Below are 20,327 nucleotides of genomic sequence, written 5' to 3'. Positions count from 1 at the left end.
CGTCCACCGGCCTAAATCAGGGAAGAGACCCTGAGGGAAACGGCGATCCAACAAAGATGTGTGAACGCCGGCGATCCCGTCTCGCGCTCATCCGGGGCGGTCCGGGTCAAAGGTAAGGTAGGACAAGGGCTTAAAACGCCGCGCGGCCGAATGCCGATCGGGAGGTTCTAATGCAGCCTTTTCAGATCTGCCGGGCTGTTCGGATTTCGTCATATCCCTGTTACCCGGGCTGACTAGTCGGGGGATGAACTTCAACCCAAAGGAGGCTCCCGCCATGACCGAGACCAATACCAATCACCTGTCCTGGGACGAATGGGATGAGCTGCACAATCCGCCGCCGGCCATGACAGATTTCGACCGTGTCGTTGAACGCGCCGTGTCGCGCCGCGGCTTTCTCGGCGGCGTGCTCGCGCTCGGTTCTGCCGCTGCGGCCATGGGCACGCTCGGCAATCTGATGAGCTCCACGTCCGCTCAGGCCCAGGAAGCGGCCTCGCGCTTTGCCTTCAAGCCGATCCCGATCGCCACCGACAACACCGTTCACGTTCCGGAAGGCTATAGCTGGAAGCCGCTTGCCAAGTGGGGCCAGCCGCTGTTCTCCACGGCCTCCGACATCGACCCGATGAAGGGCGTATCGCTCGAAAACTCCGACAAGGTCTTCGGCGAAAACACCGACGGCATGGAACTGTTCGTCATCGGCAGCGCCCAGGTCATCGCCGTCAACCACGAATACGTCAACAACGAAACCAACCTGCCGCACGCGCCGGAAGGCATGCCGCAGTCGCTCGACGACGTGAAGATCCTGCAGCACATGCAGGGCGTGACCGTCATGGAAGTGGCGGAAGGCGCTGACGGCTGGCAGATCGTGGTCGACAGCAAGTTCAACCGCCGTATCCACCACAACACGCCGATGAAGCTCTCGGGTCCTGCCGCCGGCTCCGAGCTCGTCAAGACGGCTGCCGATCCCAATGGTGTCGACTGTCTCGGGACCTTCAACAACTGCGGCGCCGGCAAGACGCCGTGGGGCACCTACCTCACCTGCGAAGAAAACTTCAACGGCTACTTCGGCACCACCAATGCCGAGTTCAAGATGCCCGACGACTACAAGCGCTACGGCATCGTAGCCGAGACCCGCTATGGCTACGAGAAGTTCGATGAGCGCTTCGACGTGTCGAAGAACCCGAACGAGCCGCGTCGCGCCGGTTATGTCGTCGAAATCGATCCGTCGGACGCCTCCTCGACCCCGATCAAGCGCACTGCACTTGGCCGTATCAAGCACGAAAACGCCGCCGTGGTCGTGGCCCGCGACGGCCGCGTGGTCGTCTATATGGGCGACGATGAACGCGGCGAGTTCCTCTACAAATATGTCTCCAACGGCATCTACGTTCCGGGTGGAGACACCTCCAAGCTGCTCGATGAAGGCACGCTCTACGTTGCCAAGTTCTCGGACGACGGCAACGGCGAATGGCTTGCGCTCACCGAAGAGACGACCGGCATGAAGATGGACGAGATCTGCGTCTTCACCCGCCAGGCGGCGTCCAAGGTGGGTGCAACCACCATGGACCGCCCGGAATGGGTTGCCACCAATCCGGTTGCCATCGAGGCCTATTGCTGCCTGACCAACAACAGCAACCGCGCTGTTCTGAAGGACGGCAAGATGCGGACGAATGCCGGTGGCGACGTGATGGAGATAAACGCTGCCAACCCGCGCGAGGCCAATGAATACGGCCAGATCGTGCGCTGGTACCCCGAGAATGACGACCATGCCGATGGCAAGTTCAAGTGGGACCTGTTCCTGATGGCCGGCAACCCGGTCGTGCACAAGGACGGCCCCTATGCCGGCTCGTCGAACATCAACGAAGGCAACATGTTCAACTCGCCCGACGGCATGATGTTCGATTCGACCGGTCTTCTCTGGATCCAGACCGACGGTGAAGACACCAACGAAGGCGAGTTCGCCGGCCAGGGCAACAACCAGATGCTGGCGGGCGACCCGGTCACGGGCCGGATCGAGCGCTTCCTCACCGCCCCGAAGGGTGCCGAAGTCACCGGCCAGACCTGGTCGGCCGACAAGCGCACCCATTTCGTCGGCATCCAGCATCCCGACGCCCCCTTCCCGGATGGCGAAGGCAAGCTGCCGCGATCGACGATCGTTGCGATCAAGAAGGACGACAACGCCAAGATCGGCTGAGGATCGAGGGCCGGGCGGCAATGTCCGCCCTGCCCTTCTCACAGAACAAGAGAAGGCCGCCGACCGGGTTTTCCGGCGGCGGCCTTTTCCATCGCAGACGATGGTCCGATCAGGCGGCGAGGCGCTGGGCGTTGCGCGGGATTTCGACATCGATCTCCAGGATCGACACGTCCTCGTCGCGGTCCATCTTGATCTGCACCTTGTCACGGTCGAATTCGACATGCTTGGCGATCACGGCAAGGATTTCCTCGCGCAGCACGGCCACCAGATCGCTTTCTAGCGACGCCCGTTCATGGGCGAGCAGGACCTGCAGGCGTTCGCGCGCCATCGGAGCGGAACGCTGCTTGCGGAACAGGGAGAAAATGCTCATGCGGCCCTCCGCGCGAAGATCTTGTCGAGGAGACCACGCTTCTCGCCAGGGATGGTGATCGGAACGTTTTCGCCGGCCAGACGACGGGCGGCGTCGAAATAGGCCATGGCCGGGGCGCTGCGGGCGTCGGCGAGCGTGACAGGCGCACCGATGTTGGAGGCGCGCAGCACATCCATGCTCTCCGGGATTATGCCGACCAGCGGGATCGACAGGATCTCGAGCACGTCGTCCACCTTCAGCATGTCGCCACGCTGGGCGCGGTTGGCGTCGTAGCGGGTCAGCAGCAGGTGCTTTTCCATGCGCTCGCCGCGTTCGGCCTTGAGCGTCTTGGAATCCAGGAGACCGATGATGCGGTCCGAATCGCGCACCGAAGAGACTTCCGGATTGGTGACGACGACGGCCATATCGGCATGGCGCATCGCAAGCGTCGCACCGCGTTCGATGCCGGCCGGGCTGTCGCAGATGATCCAGTCGAAATACTTCTTCAGCTCGTTGATGACCTGCTCGACGCCTTCGGCGGTCAGGTTATCCTTGTCGCGGGTCTGCGAGGCAGGCAGCAGGAAGAGCGTTTCCAGCCGCTTGTCGCGGATCAGCGCCTGCGGCAGCTTGGCGTCACCCTGGATCACGTTCACGAGGTCGTAGACGACGCGGCGCTCGGCGCCCATCACCAGATCGAGATTGCGAAGGCCCACGTCGAAATCGACGACCACGACCTTTTCGTTGCGCTGCGCGAGCGCGGCACCCAGAGCGGCTGTCGACGTGGTCTTGCCGACCCCGCCCTTGCCTGATGTCACAACAATCACCTTGCCCATGTTGTTCTCCTGTCTATCCCCGCTCAAGTTCACGTCATTCTTTCTGTCATGATTGCATCCCCCTCCAGCCAAAGCTGAACGGGATGCCCTTTCAATTCTGGATCCATGTCGTCGGTCATCGCGTAGACGCCGTCGATTGCAACCAGCTCGGATTCGAACTTACGACAGAAGATCCTTGCGTCGGCATTGCCAACGCATCCGGCGAGCGCTCTGCCGCGCAGCGCGCCGTAGATATGGACGGATCCGCCGGCGATGACTTCGGCACCGGACTGGACCGAGCCGATGACCGTGACGTCGCCCTGGGTGTAGATGACCGACTGGCCGGAGCGGATGGTTTCGCGCACGATCAGCGAGGGTGTCGAGGCCGGACTCTGCGAAACGACCACCTGGGACACCACCGGCTCCGCAGCCGCACTCTCGGCCTTGGTTTCGCCGCTGTTGCCGGCACCCGCGTCCGGGGCTTCGTTGCGCGGTACTTCATAATCCGCAGCAGGCTTGCCGCCCTTCAGCTGCGGCGGCATACCCGGCTCGACCAGCGAGGGGCGACCACCTTCGATGCCCATGATCGAGACATTGCGCGCAGCCAGTTCAGCAATCAGGGCCTTGAGCTGCGGCTTGTCGATCTCGATGTCGGAGACGTCGAGGACCACGGGACGACCGAGGAAGAAACCGGCCGAACGGGCAGCAAGATCGTCGAGCCGGACGAGCCAGTCGTCGAACGGCGGATCCGGCGTCAGGACGACGGCCAGGAAGGATCTTCCCTTGATGCGGATGGAGCGAGGTTCGGTTAGCACTTTGGTCATCTACGTAAACAAATCGTTGATGAAAGGAGTAGTGCTGATTTGGTTAACAAATGGTTAATGCCCGACCTTCGGCGTTAGGAAAGTGCCGGAAATGTCATGCTAAAAGCCGCCCGCAACGGGCGTTGCGGACGGCTCTCGGGATACCGCTGTGCGAGGGGTTAACCCCCCTCGGTGCATGATCAGTAATAGGGCGACAGGCACTGCTGGCGCGGGCCGTTATACGGCTGGAAGGTGTTGGAATAGCTGTCGTAAGAACGATAGCGGTTCTGGCACCACTGGTAGTGCTGCGGGTTGATGTTGCCGGCACGCGGGACGGCGCGGGGCTGGTTGGCAATCGCTCCGCCGATAATGGCGCCGGCTGCAAAGGCAGCAAGCGGGTACCAGTAGCCGTTGTGGTAACGGTAGCCGGCACGGCGCTCACGATAGCCGCGATGGCCGCGCCAGTAGTGCGCGCGCTCGTAGCGGTCCCAGCGTTCATAGCGGTCGCGACGATCGTAACGACGGTCGCGATAGATGCGAATGCCGCCATCAATATACTGGACATTGGTGGCATCCGTCGTCGTGGTGACCGGCGCGACGGGGCGGATAACCTGCGCCTGTGCCGGGACCATGCTTGTGACGGCGAGGATCGATGCGAGAGCAGCAACGGCTGTCGTCTTCAATGCACTCTTCATGATGTTTCTCCCTGCATGTTTCTTTCGGCCGTCGGGAGCGGACATCGCCCGGTCCTCGACCTTGAGAAAAGGTTAACGGGGCCAGCCTGAACTCAGAATTAACACGCCGTTCATAGCTCGCGCTTTGCGCGTAACGGTTCCGTGACCGCTTTGGCGCACAAGTGCCCGTCAACGGTGGGAGTGGTGTTTTGTTCCAGGTTGAGCCGTCAATAATAGGGCGAGTAACACTGCTGGCGCGGACCGTGATACGGCTGGAACGTGTTGCTGCGCCAGTGATAGGACCGGTAGCGATCAGCGCACCAACTGTAATGGATTGGATTGAGACTGCCGCCGTAACCTATCGCGTGGCGGCGCGGAATCGGCACGTCAAGGATGACGCCCGCGCGCATGGAGCGGGGAGAAAACCACAAGCCGTCATGATAAACGTAGCCCGGCCGGTGGAACCGGTATCCCGGTACGTGATAACCATCGTGCGGCGACAGGACCGTCACCCGCTCGACATGGCGATAGCTGATGTGCCGTTCGTAGATGCGAACCTCAAGGCCGCCGGCCTGGACGTCAAACCCGCTCATCGCGAAACCGACAGCGGCCAGACATAGAGCGGTGAAAGCAGAAACAAGCTTCATGCACGTTACCCCCTCGGCTTGGCCTCCGCGCTAAAACTTCGGCCATCCTGGCCGACATAAGACCGGACCCTGGGTCACGGGCGAAGGCTTCATCAGAGGATGCTAATCGTGAGACATGCGACCGGCAAGAGGCGCGGCTCGTGTCATCTCACCCGAAACAGCGAGAGGGCGAACCCTGTCCGGCATCGCCCTCCCCGTATCCGCAATTGATGGATCCGTCCTGGCTTACGCTTCGATCTCGATATCGCCCTTGGGCCGTGAACAGCAGGCGAGGATATAGCCCTCATCGATCTCGTCATCGAGAATGCCGCCATTGTGGTCCATCTCGACCTCGCCCGAGATCTTCATGACCTTGCAGGTGCCGCAGAGGCCGGATTCGCAGGCCGCACCGATGCGCACGCCGGCCGCACGGGCGGCCTGTAGCACGGTATGGCCGGGGGCGCAGAGCCCGTCCTTGCCGGACATGGCGAACTTGACCTTGGTCGGCTGCTCGCCATCGGCATGATCGGCGACCACCACGAGCGGCTCCGGCTTGACCGGCTGGAAGGCTTCCTCGTGATAATTCTTCATGTCGAAGCCGGCGCCTTCGAGGGCCTCGCGCACGGTTGCCATGAAGGGCGCCGGGCCGCAGCAGAAGACGGTCCGTTCCAGGAAGTCAGGTGCCAGAAGGGCGATCTTCGCCTTGTCGATGCGACCCTTCAGGCCTGACCAGAGCTGGCCGCGCGACACCTGCTCGACGATGAAGCCCAGCGTCAGATGCGGCATTTCGCGGGCCTTGGCCTCAAGCTCCCAACGGAAGATGATGTCGTCAGGCGAGCGCGCGCAGTTGAGGAAGGTGATGTCGCTGTCGGGTGCCCGGTCACTCATGTCACGGGTCATCGACATCATTGGCGTGATGCCGGAGCCGGCCGAGACGAAGAGGTATTTCTTGGCCGGATGGCGGGCATAGGAAAAGTCGCCGAGCGGGCCGAAAGCCTTCAGCGCCATGCCCGGCTTCAGGTTGTCGAACATCCAGCGGGTGCCGATGCTTTCGGCCTGAGCCTTCACCGTGACCGCGACCGTATAAGGGCGCGAGGGGCTGGAAGAGAGCGTGTATGTGCGCATGACCGGCTCGGGAGAGACCGGGATCTCCAGCGTGACGAACTGGCCGGGCTGGTAACGAAACCAGAGGTTCGGCTTGTTCGGCTTGAAGGTGAAGGTCATCACGTCGGGTGCTTCCGGCGTGACGGCAACGCATTCGAGCAGATGCTCCCGGTCGGACCAGGGATGCATCTCGTCGACGTGACGGTATGGGTTGACCGCGATGTTCATCTTTATGCCACCGCCGAGAGGCGGGCCTTGTCGCCCTGCAGACGCTCAATCATGAAGTTCGAATACCATTCGACAAACTGCATGACGCCGCCCTCGTGATCGACCGAATAGGGGCCCGGTTCATAGGCCGGCGAGCGGATACCGAAGGCGTTTTCCTCGACGATCGAGCGGTCCTGGTCATTGGTCATGGTCCAGACATGGGTGAGCTCTTCGAGGTCGTAGTCGACGCCTTCGACGGCATCCTTGTTGACCAGCCAGGTGGTGGTGACGGCGGTTTCCTCCGCCGAGATCGGCAGGACGCGGAAGGAGATCGCGTGATCGCCGAGGATATGGTTCCAGGTCGTCGGATAGTGGAAGAGCAGCATGGTACCGATGTGGCTGATCGGCACGTCGGCGGAGAGCGGCTTCTTGACGGCGCGCTTGCCGGACATGGTGTAGCTTTCGGCGTCCTGGATCAGCGGCATGCGGGCAGTACGGAACTGGCCCGAAGGGTCCATCTTGAACTCGGACGGCAGGCCAGCGGCTTCGCAGCGCTGCCAGTGTTCGGCAATAAACGGATCGTCGCCGGCGCCCTGGACGCCGGTTGCGGTCGGGGCTTCCGGATAGGTGCGGCAGAGTTCTGGGTGGTTGCCCGCACAGTGGTAGCATTCACGGTTGTTTTCCCAGACGAGCTTCCAGTTACCCTTCTCGATGATCGTCGTCTTGTGGGCGACCTTGGCCTCCCACAGCCGATGCGGCGCCATGTAAGGCTCGATCGAAGCGCGAACGGGGGCGAAATCCGGGGCTTCGTTGGCCAGGCAGATGAAGATGTAGCCGGCGACGCTTTCGCAATGGACCGTCTTCAGGCCGAAGTCGGCCTTGTCGAAGTTCTCGCCCATCTGACGGGCAAAGACCAGCGAACCATCGAGATCATAGGTCCACTGGTGATAGGGACAGACGAGCTTGGCGGAGGCGCCTTTGTCCTGGGTGCAAACGCGGTGGCCGCGGTGGCGGCAGGTGTTGTGGAAAGCGCGGATGACCTGATCCTTGCCGCGCACGATCACGACCGGATAATCGCCGACCTGAACGGTGAAGTAGTTGCCGGCGCGCGGGATCTCGCAGTCGTGGCCCATGAACAGCCAGTCGCGATACCAGATCGTCTCCATGTCGAGTTTGAAGTAATCCTGGTCGATGTAAAAGGGCTGTTCAAGGCTGAAGCCTTCGCGGCGGTTCTTCAACTGGCGCAATGCCGTGGTCTGCAGGTCCATGTCGTCCTCGTTATCCTATATCGGCGGATGAGGAGCGCAGCAGGGAACCGCCCCTTGGGATGGGCAGAACACGGCTATCCCCGGCCGCCCGCCGCGACCTTGATTGTTCGTTTCCCGAGGCTGGTTTCCGGGCTCTGGAGTGGCCCATTCGCGGACCGCGCCGGCGCCTTCCCAGGGTCTCCCCCAGTGGCTTTGTGCCGAAGCGCATTCTCCACCACCGTTGCGGGGGCAGCGCCGGATTTCGACCGGCTTCCCGATTTCCCACCCTCCCTAGCAGGGCGGCACCTCGAGCTTGTTATCATCTAAACACAGTCGACCGGGGGGCGCTGCACTGCGAAACGACACGGCCGAAATCGTTTGCGACATGCCACAGGATCTGAAAACGCGGAGAGAAAACAGAGATTCCCCTTATATTTCCGGAAACTGCAGCAACAGGATGAATTTCTTCGTTTCAACCATGGCGCAAACGGGCAATCGAAGGACGATCCAAAGATTTGCGCTGCGGCAAGCCTCGCGAAACCTCGGCGCTGCAGAATACCATCAAATCATGATTAACCATGCTGCGGTAAGCTCAAGATACAAAGCCGGGCACCGTCAGAGCGTCACCATGCAGAAACTGAGATACTTCGCGGCATCCAAGACCGACAAGACTGCGGCTCCAGTCAAGGCGGCGCATACCGAATTCCTGCGAACCGGACGCATTTCGCGCCATCGCGACGACTGGGTGCCTGAGCAGCGGCGCTATCTCACCTATGAGGAAGTGGCGGAGCGAACCGGCAAGCGGCTGGAAGCGGCAGCGGACACGACGCATACCAGGATCAATTCCTTCCACCGGTCCATTCAGTTTCCGAAAATCATCTTTCACCGCACGCTGACCGACAGTCCGCATCTGGGCTACTGTCACGTGACGGCCGCGCGGACGAATTTCGCCCAATATGCCGATGTGCGCTGGGCCTTCTATATCGCCAATTTCTTTGCGGAGATCGGCGAGAGCGAAACATTCTTCGAACGCATCCGGCAGAATTATTCCCGGATGTATTTCGCCGTCGCGGTGAAGCCTGAAGCAGAGACAAAGGCCATGGCGATCGACCGCTCGATCCGTGAGAACGGCCTGCTGTTCCGGACCCATGATCCCAAAGAAGCCCTGCGCAATGTGCTGATGCTCGGGGCGCGCGATGCAGAGCTTCGCAAGATCATCGCGAAGCTCTGAACCAATCCGTCAGAATCAGGCGCCGAAGCCGCCAACCGGCTTCTTTTTGTAGAGCAGCCAGTCCTTCGAGACGTAATCCGACGCACCATAGACCGTAACGGTGTCGCCGCCCGCTGCCTTGGACGTTGCGAGCGCCTTCTCAGCGAAGTTGGTGAAGTCGAAGGCGTTCGGAGCCTGCTCCGAGAAGCAGATGCCGAAGGACATGGAAAGCTGGCCCAGGCTGCGTCCACCGTTCGAGCCAACAAGGGCGCTCGCCTTCAGCTTGCCGCGCACGAGGTCGACGACTCGGCTGATCTCATCCTGATCCGACGTGTAGAGCAGAAGACCGAAACGGCCGCCATCAAACCGGCAGGCGAGATCGCCACCGCCGGAGACGGCTTCCAGAACCTTGCCGACCTGCATCAACAGGCGCTCGGCGACGGTCGGGCCCATCTGTTCCTGAATGCGGGCATAATCGTCGATTTCGCCGACAGCGACGCCGCAGAGAACCGGCATTTCCGGATTGGAATAGATCTTGGCGACGGCCTTGTTGAAGGCGCGGCGGCTGGCCAGTCCGGTCATCGGATCGACGAATTTCGCCGCTTCGGCTTCCTCCGCCTCGCGCTGGAGGTCTGCCAAAGCCGCCGTCTTGTCGACCACGGCGCGGACGACGTTGCTGTTCTGGTGGGCCCGCTTCTCGGTCGCCGCCTTCAGCATCTTGATCGACTGGCCGAGCGGCGTGCCTTCCAGATCCGCTTCGGTCAGGATGGTGCGGGAGGCGTGACCGATGACGCGGCCGTAATCGGTGAGCGAGATCTTTTCTTCATTCAGCAGCGAGATGAAATTGCTCATCTCGGCGCGCACCTGGCCATTCTGACGGCTGAGCAGACCATCCTCATGCTGGTGTGGCAGATATTTGCGACCGAGTTCATCGAGTGCTTCCTGCGTCTTGACCTTGCCGAGGGCGATGAAATCACGCACCAGTTCCGGGTTGCTGCCTGAATAGGCTTCATAGACCAGCTCGTAATTGCGCGGCAGGCCGTCAATGCCCATCTGGTGCATGGCGGTCGCGACGCGAAGCGCAATGCTGGCCGCCGGGTTCTTCATTTGCTGCATCTGATACGTCCCAATATTGGAGGCAGTCTTTGGACCTTGACGACCATCATAGGCAGAAGACTTCTTTCTTTCGGTTACGCCGCTATTTAAAATTTGAACAATTCAATACCCCTTGATTTCGGGGGTGCGACCTTTGACTGCGCCTTGCGGAAAAAGAGGTTTGATCACCGCCCTCGGTCCGCGCTATTCACGGGCTTTGCAAAGGGCAAGGCGGACGCATGGCACGGGTGATTTCGATCGGTGAAAAAGACGGGGCAGAGGCCGCAATCGCGGCAGCTGTCGCGGTGCTTGGGTCACGCCGTCCTGTCGCCATTCCGACGGAGACCGTCTATGGACTGGCTGCCGATGCGACCGATCCGGCTGCAATCACCTCGATCTACGAGACGAAGGGGCGGCCGCGCTTCAATCCGCTGATCTGCCATATGGCGGATCTCGCGATGGCGGAGCGGTACGCGGTGTTCGATCCGCTGTCGCGGCGTCTTGCCGAGGCCTTCTGGCCGGGTCCGCTGACGCTGGTCCTGCCGCTGAAGACGAATTCGGGCATTCATGCGCTGGCCACAGCCGGGCTCGACTCTGTCGGGATCCGGGTGCCGGTCGGCTTCACGGCAGAGCTGATCCGCAGCTTCGGGCGGCCGCTTGCCGCGCCGAGTGCCAATTCGTCCGGGCGCATCAGCCCGACGACGGCACAGCATGTGGAGGCCGATCTTGGGTCCAAGATCGAGATCATCGTTGACGGTGGCCCCTGCCCGGTCGGCGTCGAATCGACCATCTTGAAAATCGAGGAAAACGAGATTCGCCTTCTGCGGCCGGGCGGCGTGGCGGTCGAGGAGATCGAGGCGGTGACCGGCAGGACCGTCCAGCGCCCGAAGGCATCGGGAACGGCCGCCATCGAAGCGCCCGGGATGCTCGCCTCTCATTATGCACCCAATGCTTCTGTCCGGCTGAACGCAACGGCTGTCGGCGAAGGCGAAGCCTTGATCGCGTTCGGAAGCGGCAACATATCCGGCGCGACGACCGCGAAGGCCGTGTTCAACCTCAGCAGAGGCGGCGATCTCGCCGAAGCGGCCAGCAATCTCTTCGACTACCTGAAGCGTGCGGATGCGTCCGGAGCGTCAGGTATCGCCGTTCAGTCGATCCCCAACGACGGGTTGGGAGAAGCGATCAATGACCGCCTGATGCGGGCTGCCGCTCCGCGCAACAGCGAGGGATGACCAGATGACCGTGACCACGAGCCTTGCGGAACGTCTCAGGGCCTTTGTCGACATCGTCGGCGAAGCGAATGCCCTGACCGCAGCGCAGGACATCAAGCCTTATCTCACCGAAAATCGCGGCCTTTACCACGGTGCCTCGCCGCTTGTGCTGAAGCCCGGATCGACGGCCGAGGTATCCGCTATCATGAAGCTTGCGTCAGAGACCGGCACGGCCATCGTACCTGTGAGCGGTCGTACGGGACTTGTCGGCGGTCAGGTACCGCGCGAGGACGGGCAGGACGTGCTGCTCTCGCTGGAACGGATGAACAAGATCCGCGAGGTCGATCCCGTCGCTGACGTGATCGTTGCCGACGGTGGTGCGATCCTCGCCGACGTGCAGAAGGCGGCGGAAGCGCATGGCAGGCTCTTTCCGCTGTCTCTGGGCTCGGAAGGCTCATGCCGGATCGGCGGCAATCTCGCCACCAATGCCGGGGGCACGGCGGTACTCGCCTATGGCAACATGCGCCAACTCTGCCTGGGGCTGGAGGTGGTGCTGCCGACCGGCGAAATTTGGGATGGCCTCAGACGGCTGAAGAAAGACAATAGCGGCTATGATCTGCGCGACCTCTTCATCGGCGCGGAAGGCACGCTCGGGATCATTACCGGGGCGGTGCTGAAGATGGTGCCTCGTCCGCGCGGGCGGCAGGTGGCCTATGTGGGACTTGCCTCTCCGGATGCGGCCCTTCAGCTGTTCGAAAAGGCCTCGCAACGCTGCGGATCGGCACTGACCGGCTTCGAACTGATGCCGCGTATCGGGATCGAATTCACCACGAAGCACATTCCCGGCGTGCGCGATCCGCTCGCCTCGGCGCATCCGTGGTACGCCCTCGTCGATATCTCCACCTCGGATTCGGAAGAAACCGCCGAGACAATGATGCACGAACTTCTTGCCGAGGCTCATGAGGCGGGTCTCATTGCAGATGCGGCGATCGCCAGTTCGATCGCCCAGCAGGACGCATTCTGGCACCTGCGCGAAAGCATGTCGGATGCGCAAAAGCCCGAGGGTGGGTCGATCAAGCACGACGTCTCCGTGCCGGTCTCGCGCATTCCGGCCTTTCTCGCGGAAGCCGATGCCGCCGTGCTTGCGCTGATGCCGGACGCACGGATCTGCGCCTTCGGCCATCTCGGCGATGGCAATATCCATTACAACATCAGCCAGCCCATAGGCGCCGACAAGGCCGCCTTCATCGCCCGCTGGCGCGAGGTGAATGCCGTCGTGCATGCGGTCGTCCACAAACACACGGGCTCGATTTCGGCGGAACATGGCGTCGGTCAGTTGAAGCGGGACGAACTGGCGGCCAGCCGGCCGGCGATCGAGACGGAACTGATGCGACGCATCAAGCAGGCCTTCGACCCCGCAGGGATCATGAACCCCGGCAAGGTGATCGGCTGACGCGATGGCCGGCACCCTCCGCCTGACCCTTCGCATCGATCTCGCCAACGGGGCACGGCTTGGACCTGGCAAGGCGCAACTGCTCGCGCTGATCGTCGAGCACGGCTCCATCCGGGCGGCGGGGGCGGCCATGGGCATGTCCTACCGGCGGGCCTGGCTACTGACGGATGAGATCAACCGGATGTTCCGGGAGCCATCGATCTTTACTCGACACGGGGGAAAAAGCGGCGGCGGGGCTGGTTTGACACCGTTCGGCGAGACGCTGCTGGCCGCCTGTCGGCGGATGGATGCGGAGAGCCGCATGGCGCTCCAAAACGATCTCGCATGGCTCGAAACCATGCAGGCACCCGATTTCGTCACAGAGGGGCGCAAGGGCGGCGACGACGAAGGCTGACATCCTATTTGGCCAGACTCGACCCCGATTGCCGGAAAAGGCCTTCCGACGCGATCGCGACGGTCTTGAAGAAGAGATGCACCGGCTTTCCCGGCACCAGAGAGAGCTCACGGCACGAACGCCGTGTGACTTCGACCACCATGGGGAGCCCGGAGCAATCCACCGTCAGCGTGACGCTCCCGCCATTGCGTTCCTCGAATTTGACGATGTGTCCGGCCAGACGGTTGAGCGCGGAGAGACCTTCGGCCGGCTCTGTGGCGACGACGATATCAGAAACCGGCACGAAGATGCGCACGCGAGTGCCGACCGCAAGCGGGGCATGCCGTAACAGGATCGGCCCGGCCTGCGACAGCGCCTCGGTCAGGCCATCCTCGGTGTGATGGACGGTGATCTCGGCTTCGATAAAATTGCCGGCTGGAAGTTCCCCCGACGCCCGCCCCACCGTCGCGAGCGCCTCATCCGGCCTGCCGACCGCTCTCGCCGCACCGGCTTCCAAAGTGACGACAGCCGTTGCCAGTCTCGCGACCTCTTCGACCGAGTGGCTGACATAGAGAATGGGGACGCCGAATTCGTCGCGAATACGCTCGATATAGGGCAGGATCTGCACTTTCAGCGCATTGTCGAGGGCGGAGAGCGGCTCGTCCATCAGGAGCAGTTTCGGGCTTGCCATCAAGGCGCGACCGAGAGCAACGCGCTGTTTCTCGCCGCCGGACAGATGGGCCGGGCGGCGGGAGAGCAGGTCGGAAATGCCGAGGAGCTCGGCAATCCGCCCCAGTTCCTCGCGACGGTCAGCGCGGCGCAAAAGACGCTCTGCGTAGCGGAGGTTCTGCATGACGGTCAGATGCGGAAAGAGGCGCCCTTCCTGGAAGACGTAACCGATGCGGCGGCGATGGGGCGGCACAAAAGTCGACGCATCGCTCCAGACTTGGCCATTGAAGCGAACATGACCGGCGACGGGGCGAATGAGGCCGGCGACGATGTTGATCAGCGTGGTCTTGCCGGAGCCGGAGGCCCCGAAGAGGGCCGTCAGCCCGCTTCCGAGGGTCAGATCGGCCTCCAGCGTGAAATCGCCATGGCTGTGGCGAACAGACAAGTCCAGCATCAGGCTGCCCCCACGCGGGCCGCAATGCGCCGCGCCAGGAATTCCGATACCACAAGGGCGCCCAGCGACAGCACGATCGAGATAAGGGTCAAGCGCATGGCGGCAACATCGCCGCCGGGGACCTGGGTGTAGGTGTAGATCGCCGAGGCAAGCGTCTGGGTCTCGCCGGGAATATTCGAGACAAAAGTGATCGTGGCGCCGAATTCACCCATCGACTTTGCAAAGGCCAGGATGGCGCCGGCGGCGATGCCGGGCAGGATCAGCGGCAGGGTGACGGTGAAGAAGACGTAAGACGGCGGGGCTCCCAAGGTCGCGGCCGCCGCCTCCAGCCTGCGGTCAACCGCATCGAGCGACAGGCGGATGGAGCGGACCAAGAGCGGGAAGCCCATCACGGCCGCCGCAATCGCTGCTCCCGTCCAGCGGAAGGAGAAGACGAGCCCGAAAGCCTGTTCCAGAAAAGCCCCCACCGATCCTTTGCGGCCAAAGGTGATCAGCAGCAGGTAGCCGGTGACGACCGGCGGCAGGATCAGCGGCAGGTGGACGAGCCCGTTGAGCAGCGACTTGCCCCAGAACTGCTTGCGCGACAGGAGCCAGGCCATGCCGAGACCTGCCGGCAATGAGAAAGCCACGGCAACGGCCGCGACCTTCAGGCTCAAGAGCATCGCGGTCCATTCTTCGGCCGTCAGGGTCAACAGAGATATCCCGGATGCAGAGTCAGATGCGGTCAGTGTGTCTGGCTTCAGTTGGTCTTGGCAAGAACCGTGAAGCCGGCGGCAGCGAAGATGGCATGCGCCTCCGCCCCCTGCAAGTAAGCAAGAAAGGATGCGGCTTCCGGATTGCTGCCATCGGTGGTCAACGCGGCCGGATAGACGATGGCCGGGTGGCTCGTCTCGGGGAAACGATCGAGGATCTTCACCTCCGGGTCCACCTTCGCATCGGTCTCGTAGACGATGCCAAGGGGAGCTTCGGCGCGCGAGACGAGCAGCAGGGCTGCGCGCACATTCTCGGCCTGGGCAATCCTGTCCTTGACGCTGTCCCAGACGCCGAGCTTCTCAAGCGCGGCTTTGCCATAGGTTCCGGCCGGAACCGCCTCGACGTTGGCCATAGCGAGCCGACCGTCGCCGAGAAGGGTGGAGAGCGGGAAGCTCTCCCCGATGGTGACGGTCGCGGTCGAAGCTTTCGGCGCGACGAGGACGATACGGTTTCCGAGCAGGTTGACGCGGGTGTCGGACTTGATCTTGCCACCCTTGTCGAGATGATCCATCCACTTCAGATCGGCCGAAATGAAGACATCGGCCGGAGCGCCCTCCTCGATCTGCTTGGCCAGAGCAGAGCTTCCGGCGAAAGAGAGGCGTACTTCGTTGCCCGTCGCTTTTTTCCAGCTTTCTGCAACCTTCTCGGCGCTCTCCTTGAGGCTTGCCGCAGCGAAGACGGTCACCGGCTCGGCCGCCATCACTTTCGCCACTCCTGATCCGCACAAGGTCACCGCGGCGAAGACTGCCAGGGTCAGAGAAGCAGATTTCAGCCAAGTGCGCATCGGGTTCCTCCTATCGATATATCCATATGGATATATCGATAGCCAAAAACAAACCCGTCTTCAAGACAGAAGACGGGCGCCTTTTTTTGCCGATCAGGCCTTCAATTGCGCAAGGCTGAAAAGCAGGTCCGCGGAGATGCTGCCGCTCGTGCCGGAGAGAATGCTCACCGCCGTGGAATCGAAGGTCGCGTTGGCGGTGTCGTACATGGCCGTGTACCGCTCGATCAGTCGCTGCAGCTTCTTCGGATCCTGCAAATCGGCCAGGTCAAGCTTGGACTTGATCGCCTTCGCCTGAGCGTCGACGTCCATGTTGGAGAAGTCCTCCGAGAAGCCGTAGATGGTGCGGAAGACTTCCGTCAGCGCGCTGTCGGCGATGATATCGTAGGCGCTGGTGATGGTTGGCGCGGTGCGCTCGAAATAAAGGGCGAGCCGGACAGCTTCGCTGCTCTGGCCTTCGTTCTCTTCCAGCGTCTGGCGCATGAAGAGATTGATGGTCTCGAGGGTTTCGCCCCGCTGCTGGACTGTGCCCAACGTGGATCGCGTCAACTTGCCTTCGCCGTCGAAATTGAAGGAGGCGACGAGTTCCGCCCAGTTGTTGTCCCCCTGCTGGTTGACGAAGCTCTTGCGATCGCCAAGGTCGGACGCGAAGATCTTCTTCAGGAAGTCGTCGGTCACGGTTTTGGGGTCGAAGCCATAGGCGCCCAGAACAACATCGACGATGCCGCGGTCCGCCAAGAGATCGTCGACCGTTTCCACGCCCTGGATCTTGTCCTGGTAATAGGCTGCCTCCTTGCCTGCCGCCTCCTTGGCTTTCTTCAGTTCGTCGCCTTCGAGGAAGCGCGCCTTATTGACGATGTATTCCTTGGAGATCAAAGTCGCGGAGAAGGTGCTGTGGGCCTGCAGCGGCGCGTCGACATTGCCCTTGCTGTCGAAATTGAACAACTTCGACATCTCGATCAGCCGCTCGTCTTTCGACTTGTTGGCGAAGCTCTTCGGATCGGTGAAATCGCTGGTCAACGCGCTGCGCAGATCGGCGTTGCTGAATTCGCCCGCCGCAATGCCGAAGGTGCGCTGCAACAGCAGCTTCATGGACGCGTTGTTCAAGAGCTCATCGACATTGGTGATCTTGTCCATGCCGGATTTGAACGCATCGATCAGGGCGTTCTTCTTCGTCTCATCGGCATCGTCATAATGCGTGGCGAAGCCGCCGTTCGTCGAGGCGATCTGGGTCGAACTCTGGGCCGACAAGCCCGCCTTCACATCGCCATTGGTGTCGAAATTGAACTTCTGCGCCACGGCGACCCAGGCGTCGCCACCATTCGCCTGCGCGAAGTTCCCGTCTACGGTCAGATCGCTGGTGACGATGTTCTTGAAAACCGAGGACGTGACTGTGCTGTCGAGCTGGAAAGCCGTCTTTACATAGTTGAACAGTCTGCTGTCGGAGGTGATGTCGGTCACCGAGGTGACGCTGGCAATCTTCGAGGCGTAATAGGCCTTTTCGCGCTCCAGATAGTAGTTGCTGACGTAGGTCTGCTCTTCGTCGACATACAGAGTAATCGTGTTTTCTCTCTGCGCATCGGTCTGGGCCTTCGCTGCAGAAAGGCTGCCGTCCGCATTGAAATTGAACGCCTTTGCCAGTTTCAGGAAGCCGGCGGCATCCTTGCTCTTATTGGCCACCAACTGGTTGACGTAGCTGTCCTTGTCGGACACGTCACTGGTCAGCACCCGCAGGATGTGATCCTTGCTGTAATAGGTGCCATCGATGCCATAGGCGCTGAGCGCATAGTTCAGCAGCCGGGCATTGCCGACCAAGCTCTGCGCGCTGGCAACGGTGTTGATGCGTTGTTCGTAGTAATTGGTTTCGGCCTCAAGCTTGTCGCTTTCGCCGGCAAGCACATCATTGTAGCGGGCCAGCATCTTGTCCTGCTGCGCATCCGTCTGACCATCCGCCTTTTCGGCGGTGAACTGGAAGGCTTCCGCAAAGTTGCGGTAGCGGTCGTCACTCAGCTGATTGGCAAAGCTCTTCTCGTCATTGAGATCGCTTTCCAAGACCTTTTTCATGAAGGCTTTGGCGTAGGTCATCTCTTCGAGACCATGGGCCTTCATCGCATAGGAATAAAGCTGGTAGTCGTCGAGGAACTCCTCGACAGAGGTGACCTTGCCGATGTTGTTCTTGAAATACTCGGTCTGACGCGTGACCGTGCTATCTGCGGCGACCCGGTCGAGGCTTCCCTTCAGGTCACGCGTGACCAGATTATAGCTCAGATAGGTGGACACCATGGGGCATTCCTCGACGGACACATAGACAGCGCGAATCGCATTATGCGCCCCAATCCTTGCCTGTAGCTTTATGAAAAGCTGAAGAAGCGCATCGAAATGCCGATTTCTGAGAACAGTCACGCCATGCGGCTCGCCCCGTGCCGGCGCCTGATGCGTGCCGGGGTGAAACAGGCAGGCCCGACATTCACTTTCTCGAAACCCTGCCCGATATGACAAAACTAACCATTTGAGACCGCAAGGTTTTTTTTACCGCAATTTTTAAGCTGTCTCGAAGGGGGCGTGGCTATCTTGGCGCCATAGAGGACGCAAAGTCCCGAACAGACGAGCACATGACGCGCTCTCGGGTAAAACAAGGGTAGCATGAAGATGACGAACACCGTTTTGAAGCCTGCATGGGCCGGCGCCACCTTGCGACTGGATCCCTCGCGGTTCCCCCAGCAGGTCACCTACGCCCTGCGCGGCGCCTCTGGAGACGTGACGATCACCATCGACGAACGCGGCGCCGTGCTGCGCAAGATCCTGGCCGGCAGCGGTTTGCCGCTGTCCTTCGCCCTGCCAGCCCGCGCCTTCAAGGGCGTGGCGGCACGTGCCATCGACCATGGCAATGGCGAGGTTACCGTCACGCTCGAACTGCATCATGAGGACCCGGAACTGTGCATTCCACTCCTGGTTGCCCACGACCTCTGCGACATCGCCGCCGACTGGCGCGGCTGGGCCGATGCCTTCCGCATTCCCATGCTGATGGTCGAGGCCGACGGCGTTGCCCGTCCGCTGGAAGAGCATATCGGCGAAGTGCGCACCAAGGAAACGCAACCGCGCCGCCGCCATTCCTATTTCGCCGAGCGCCGTCCGCGCTTCCTCGTGCGCCGCACTACCGGCAAGCTGGGCGTAACCATGAAGATTTCCGGAAAGGAAATCATCGCCCGCAACTGATCGTGTCCCGTAACAGGACAAAACGAGGTCCGGAAGGCGACTTCCGGGCCTCTTGCGTTTCAGAACTTCGTTGGGCGATGCGTCCCATAAGGGGACAGATCGGGCGGCGCCGACAATTCGGTTTCAAGATCTGTCAGGCGAAGGGCAGTGCCAGGACAAGGCCGGCAAAGATGATGAGGCCGACCCGGTTATTGGACTTGAAGAGCGCCAGGCATTGAGCGCCATCATCGATATCCAGCACCTTGATCTGCCAGCCCAAGAGGGTGCCAGCCGCGAGCAGCCCCAGAACTGACGGCCAGGCCGCGCCCGCCAGGACAAAAGCGACGAGCAGCAGGATCAGCGTCAGGCCGTAGAGCCCGATTAGCCAGAGCTTGGTGTCATCGCCGAACAGGCGGGCGGTGGAGCGCACGCCGACAAGTGCATCGTCCTCCTTGTCCTGATGGGCATAGATCGTGTCGTAGCCGATGGTCCAGGCGATCGCCCCGGCATAGACCAGGACTGCGGCAAGCGAGACGTTGCCGTAAAGCCCGGCCCAGCCCATCAGGCCACCCCAGGAAAAGGCAAGCCCGAGGAAAAATTGCGGCCAGTCGGTAAACCGCTTGGCGAAGGGATAGATCGCGACGATGGCGAGCGACAGAATACCGAGCACGATCGAGAAGGTATTGAAGCAAAGTAGGACGACAAGTCCGACCAGCGCCTGGACAACCACGAAAATCTTGGCGTTGCGACGTGTGATGCGCCCCGAGGGCAGAGGGCGCGATCGGGTGCGGGCGACCTTGTCGTCGATCTCGTGATCGACGAGATCGTTATAGGTGCAGCCGGCGCCACGCATGGCGACCGAGCCGACAAAGAACAGGAAGAGGTGGAAAACGAAGAGGCCGAGGTTCAACCGGTCTTCGGCGGCGAGCGCATTGGCGGCGAGCGCCGACGACCAGAAGCAAGGCCACATCAGCAATTGCCAGCCGATTGGGCGATCCCAGCGGGCGAGCTGGGCATGCGGCCAGAGCCATCGCGGCAGAACGCGATAGACGAAATTGTCGGAGGGCGCGTCGATGACGCGGTCGATATTCGGATCAGCTGTGCTCATATCGAGAGTGATAGA

General features: G+C 61.5%; 19 protein-coding genes and 1 riboswitch. Of the genes, 6 read left to right on the top strand and 13 right to left on the bottom strand.

Features of this window, described 5'->3' with window-relative positions; genetic code table 11:
• The first annotated feature begins 274 nt into the window (after positions 1-274).
• The gene (locus tag ACT53S_RS04590; protein ID WP_476066075.1) at positions 275-2,188 is read left to right on the top strand and encodes a PhoX family protein; all 1,914 of its coding nucleotides are present in this window, start codon (positions 275-277) and stop codon (positions 2,186-2,188) included.
• 109 nt (positions 2,189-2,297) lie between these two features.
• On the opposite strand, the gene minE is transcribed toward ACT53S_RS04590, so the two are convergent.
• The 7 genes from minE to ACT53S_RS04555 form a co-directional block, all read right to left on the bottom strand.
• Positions 2,298-2,558 carry a cell division topological specificity factor MinE gene (minE, locus tag ACT53S_RS04585; protein WP_113379454.1) on the bottom strand — a complete coding sequence of 87 codons (261 nt, stop codon included), beginning with the start codon at positions 2,556-2,558 and terminating at the stop codon, positions 2,298-2,300.
• Positions 2,555-3,370, bottom strand: a complete 816-nt coding sequence (minD, locus tag ACT53S_RS04580) for a septum site-determining protein MinD (RefSeq protein WP_113379453.1) — start codon at positions 3,368-3,370, stop codon at positions 2,555-2,557. Before minD ends, minE begins: the two co-directional genes overlap by 4 nt.
• A gap of 29 nt (positions 3,371-3,399) precedes the next feature.
• On the bottom strand, positions 3,400-4,173 hold the full coding sequence (minC, locus tag ACT53S_RS04575; RefSeq protein ID WP_476066074.1) for a septum site-determining protein MinC: 774 nt from the start codon (positions 4,171-4,173) through the stop codon (positions 3,400-3,402).
• A gap of 179 nt (positions 4,174-4,352) precedes the next feature.
• Entirely contained in the window at positions 4,353-4,847 is a 495-nt protein-coding gene (locus tag ACT53S_RS04570) for a BA14K family protein (protein ID WP_476066073.1), read from the bottom strand.
• Positions 4,848-5,053: 206 nt separating this feature from the next.
• Positions 5,054-5,473: a BA14K family protein gene (locus tag ACT53S_RS04565; protein ID WP_476066072.1), complete on the bottom strand. Its 420-nt coding sequence runs from the start codon at positions 5,471-5,473 to the stop codon at positions 5,054-5,056.
• A gap of 225 nt (positions 5,474-5,698) precedes the next feature.
• Entirely contained in the window at positions 5,699-6,784 is a 1,086-nt protein-coding gene (locus ACT53S_RS04560; protein ID WP_142070402.1) for a hybrid-cluster NAD(P)-dependent oxidoreductase, read from the bottom strand.
• A 2-nt stretch (positions 6,785-6,786) separates the two neighbouring features.
• Positions 6,787-8,031, bottom strand: coding sequence for an aromatic ring-hydroxylating oxygenase subunit alpha (locus ACT53S_RS04555; protein ID WP_113379448.1), 1,245 nt, complete (start codon positions 8,029-8,031; stop codon positions 6,787-6,789).
• A gap of 101 nt (positions 8,032-8,132) precedes the next feature.
• Positions 8,133-8,335, bottom strand: a riboswitch (cobalamin riboswitch).
• A gap of 303 nt (positions 8,336-8,638) precedes the next feature.
• Between ACT53S_RS04555 and ACT53S_RS04550 the strand changes: the two genes are divergently transcribed.
• Positions 8,639-9,241, top strand: coding sequence for a DUF6656 family protein (locus ACT53S_RS04550; RefSeq protein WP_113379458.1), 603 nt, complete (start codon positions 8,639-8,641; stop codon positions 9,239-9,241).
• Positions 9,242-9,256: 15 nt separating this feature from the next.
• Here the strand turns inward: ACT53S_RS04550 and ACT53S_RS04545 are convergent, their stop codons facing one another.
• Positions 9,257-10,336 (bottom strand): GGDEF domain-containing protein, encoded by a 1,080-nt coding sequence (locus ACT53S_RS04545; protein WP_113379447.1) that lies wholly within the window; start codon positions 10,334-10,336, stop codon positions 9,257-9,259.
• Positions 10,337-10,554: 218 nt separating this feature from the next.
• Here ACT53S_RS04545 and ACT53S_RS04540 point away from each other — a divergent pair, with 218 nt between their 5' ends.
• Genes ACT53S_RS04540 through ACT53S_RS04530 form a run of 3 tightly spaced genes read left to right on the top strand, consistent with a single transcriptional unit; the run spans position 10,555 to position 13,373 of the window.
• A complete protein-coding gene (locus tag ACT53S_RS04540) occupies positions 10,555-11,547 on the top strand; it encodes an L-threonylcarbamoyladenylate synthase (RefSeq protein ID WP_476066071.1) in 993 nt (330 codons plus the stop codon).
• A 4-nt stretch (positions 11,548-11,551) separates the two neighbouring features.
• Positions 11,552-12,979 (top strand): FAD-binding oxidoreductase, encoded by a 1,428-nt coding sequence (locus tag ACT53S_RS04535; protein WP_476066070.1) that lies wholly within the window; start codon positions 11,552-11,554, stop codon positions 12,977-12,979.
• A 4-nt stretch (positions 12,980-12,983) separates the two neighbouring features.
• Positions 12,984-13,373: a winged helix-turn-helix domain-containing protein gene (locus ACT53S_RS04530; RefSeq protein ID WP_476066069.1), complete on the top strand. Its 390-nt coding sequence runs from the start codon at positions 12,984-12,986 to the stop codon at positions 13,371-13,373.
• Between the two features lie 4 nt (positions 13,374-13,377).
• On the opposite strand, the gene modC is transcribed toward ACT53S_RS04530, so the two are convergent.
• From modC to ACT53S_RS04510, 4 genes are all read right to left on the bottom strand, one after another.
• Complete coding sequence (modC, locus tag ACT53S_RS04525; protein ID WP_476066068.1) at positions 13,378-14,475, bottom strand: molybdenum ABC transporter ATP-binding protein; 1,098 nt, start codon at positions 14,473-14,475, stop codon at positions 13,378-13,380.
• Positions 14,475-15,167, bottom strand: coding sequence for a molybdate ABC transporter permease subunit (modB, locus tag ACT53S_RS04520; RefSeq protein ID WP_476066067.1), 693 nt, complete (start codon positions 15,165-15,167; stop codon positions 14,475-14,477). The genes modC and modB overlap by 1 nt, the downstream gene beginning before the upstream one ends.
• A 47-nt stretch (positions 15,168-15,214) precedes the next feature.
• Positions 15,215-16,012, bottom strand: coding sequence for a molybdate ABC transporter substrate-binding protein (modA, locus tag ACT53S_RS04515; protein WP_476066066.1), 798 nt, complete (start codon positions 16,010-16,012; stop codon positions 15,215-15,217).
• A gap of 93 nt (positions 16,013-16,105) precedes the next feature.
• Entirely contained in the window at positions 16,106-18,292 is a 2,187-nt protein-coding gene (locus ACT53S_RS04510) for a DUF1217 domain-containing protein (RefSeq protein WP_476066065.1), read from the bottom strand.
• 366 nt (positions 18,293-18,658) lie between these two features.
• On the opposite strand from ACT53S_RS04510, the gene ACT53S_RS04505 reads away from it, so the two are divergent.
• Positions 18,659-19,225, top strand: a complete 567-nt coding sequence (locus ACT53S_RS04505; RefSeq protein WP_113379457.1) for a DUF6101 family protein — start codon at positions 18,659-18,661, stop codon at positions 19,223-19,225.
• 133 nt (positions 19,226-19,358) lie between these two features.
• Here ACT53S_RS04505 and ubiA read toward each other — a convergent pair whose 3' ends face one another.
• Positions 19,359-20,312 carry a 4-hydroxybenzoate octaprenyltransferase gene (ubiA, locus tag ACT53S_RS04500; protein WP_476066064.1) on the bottom strand — a complete coding sequence of 318 codons (954 nt, stop codon included), beginning with the start codon at positions 20,310-20,312 and terminating at the stop codon, positions 19,359-19,361.
• Between the last annotated feature and the right edge of the window lie 15 nt (positions 20,313-20,327).

This window comes from Allorhizobium sp. DMC15, assembly GCF_056314065.1.
Note: the sequence above shows the minus strand (reverse complement) of the source record. Positions and strands in the feature narration are given on the sequence as shown.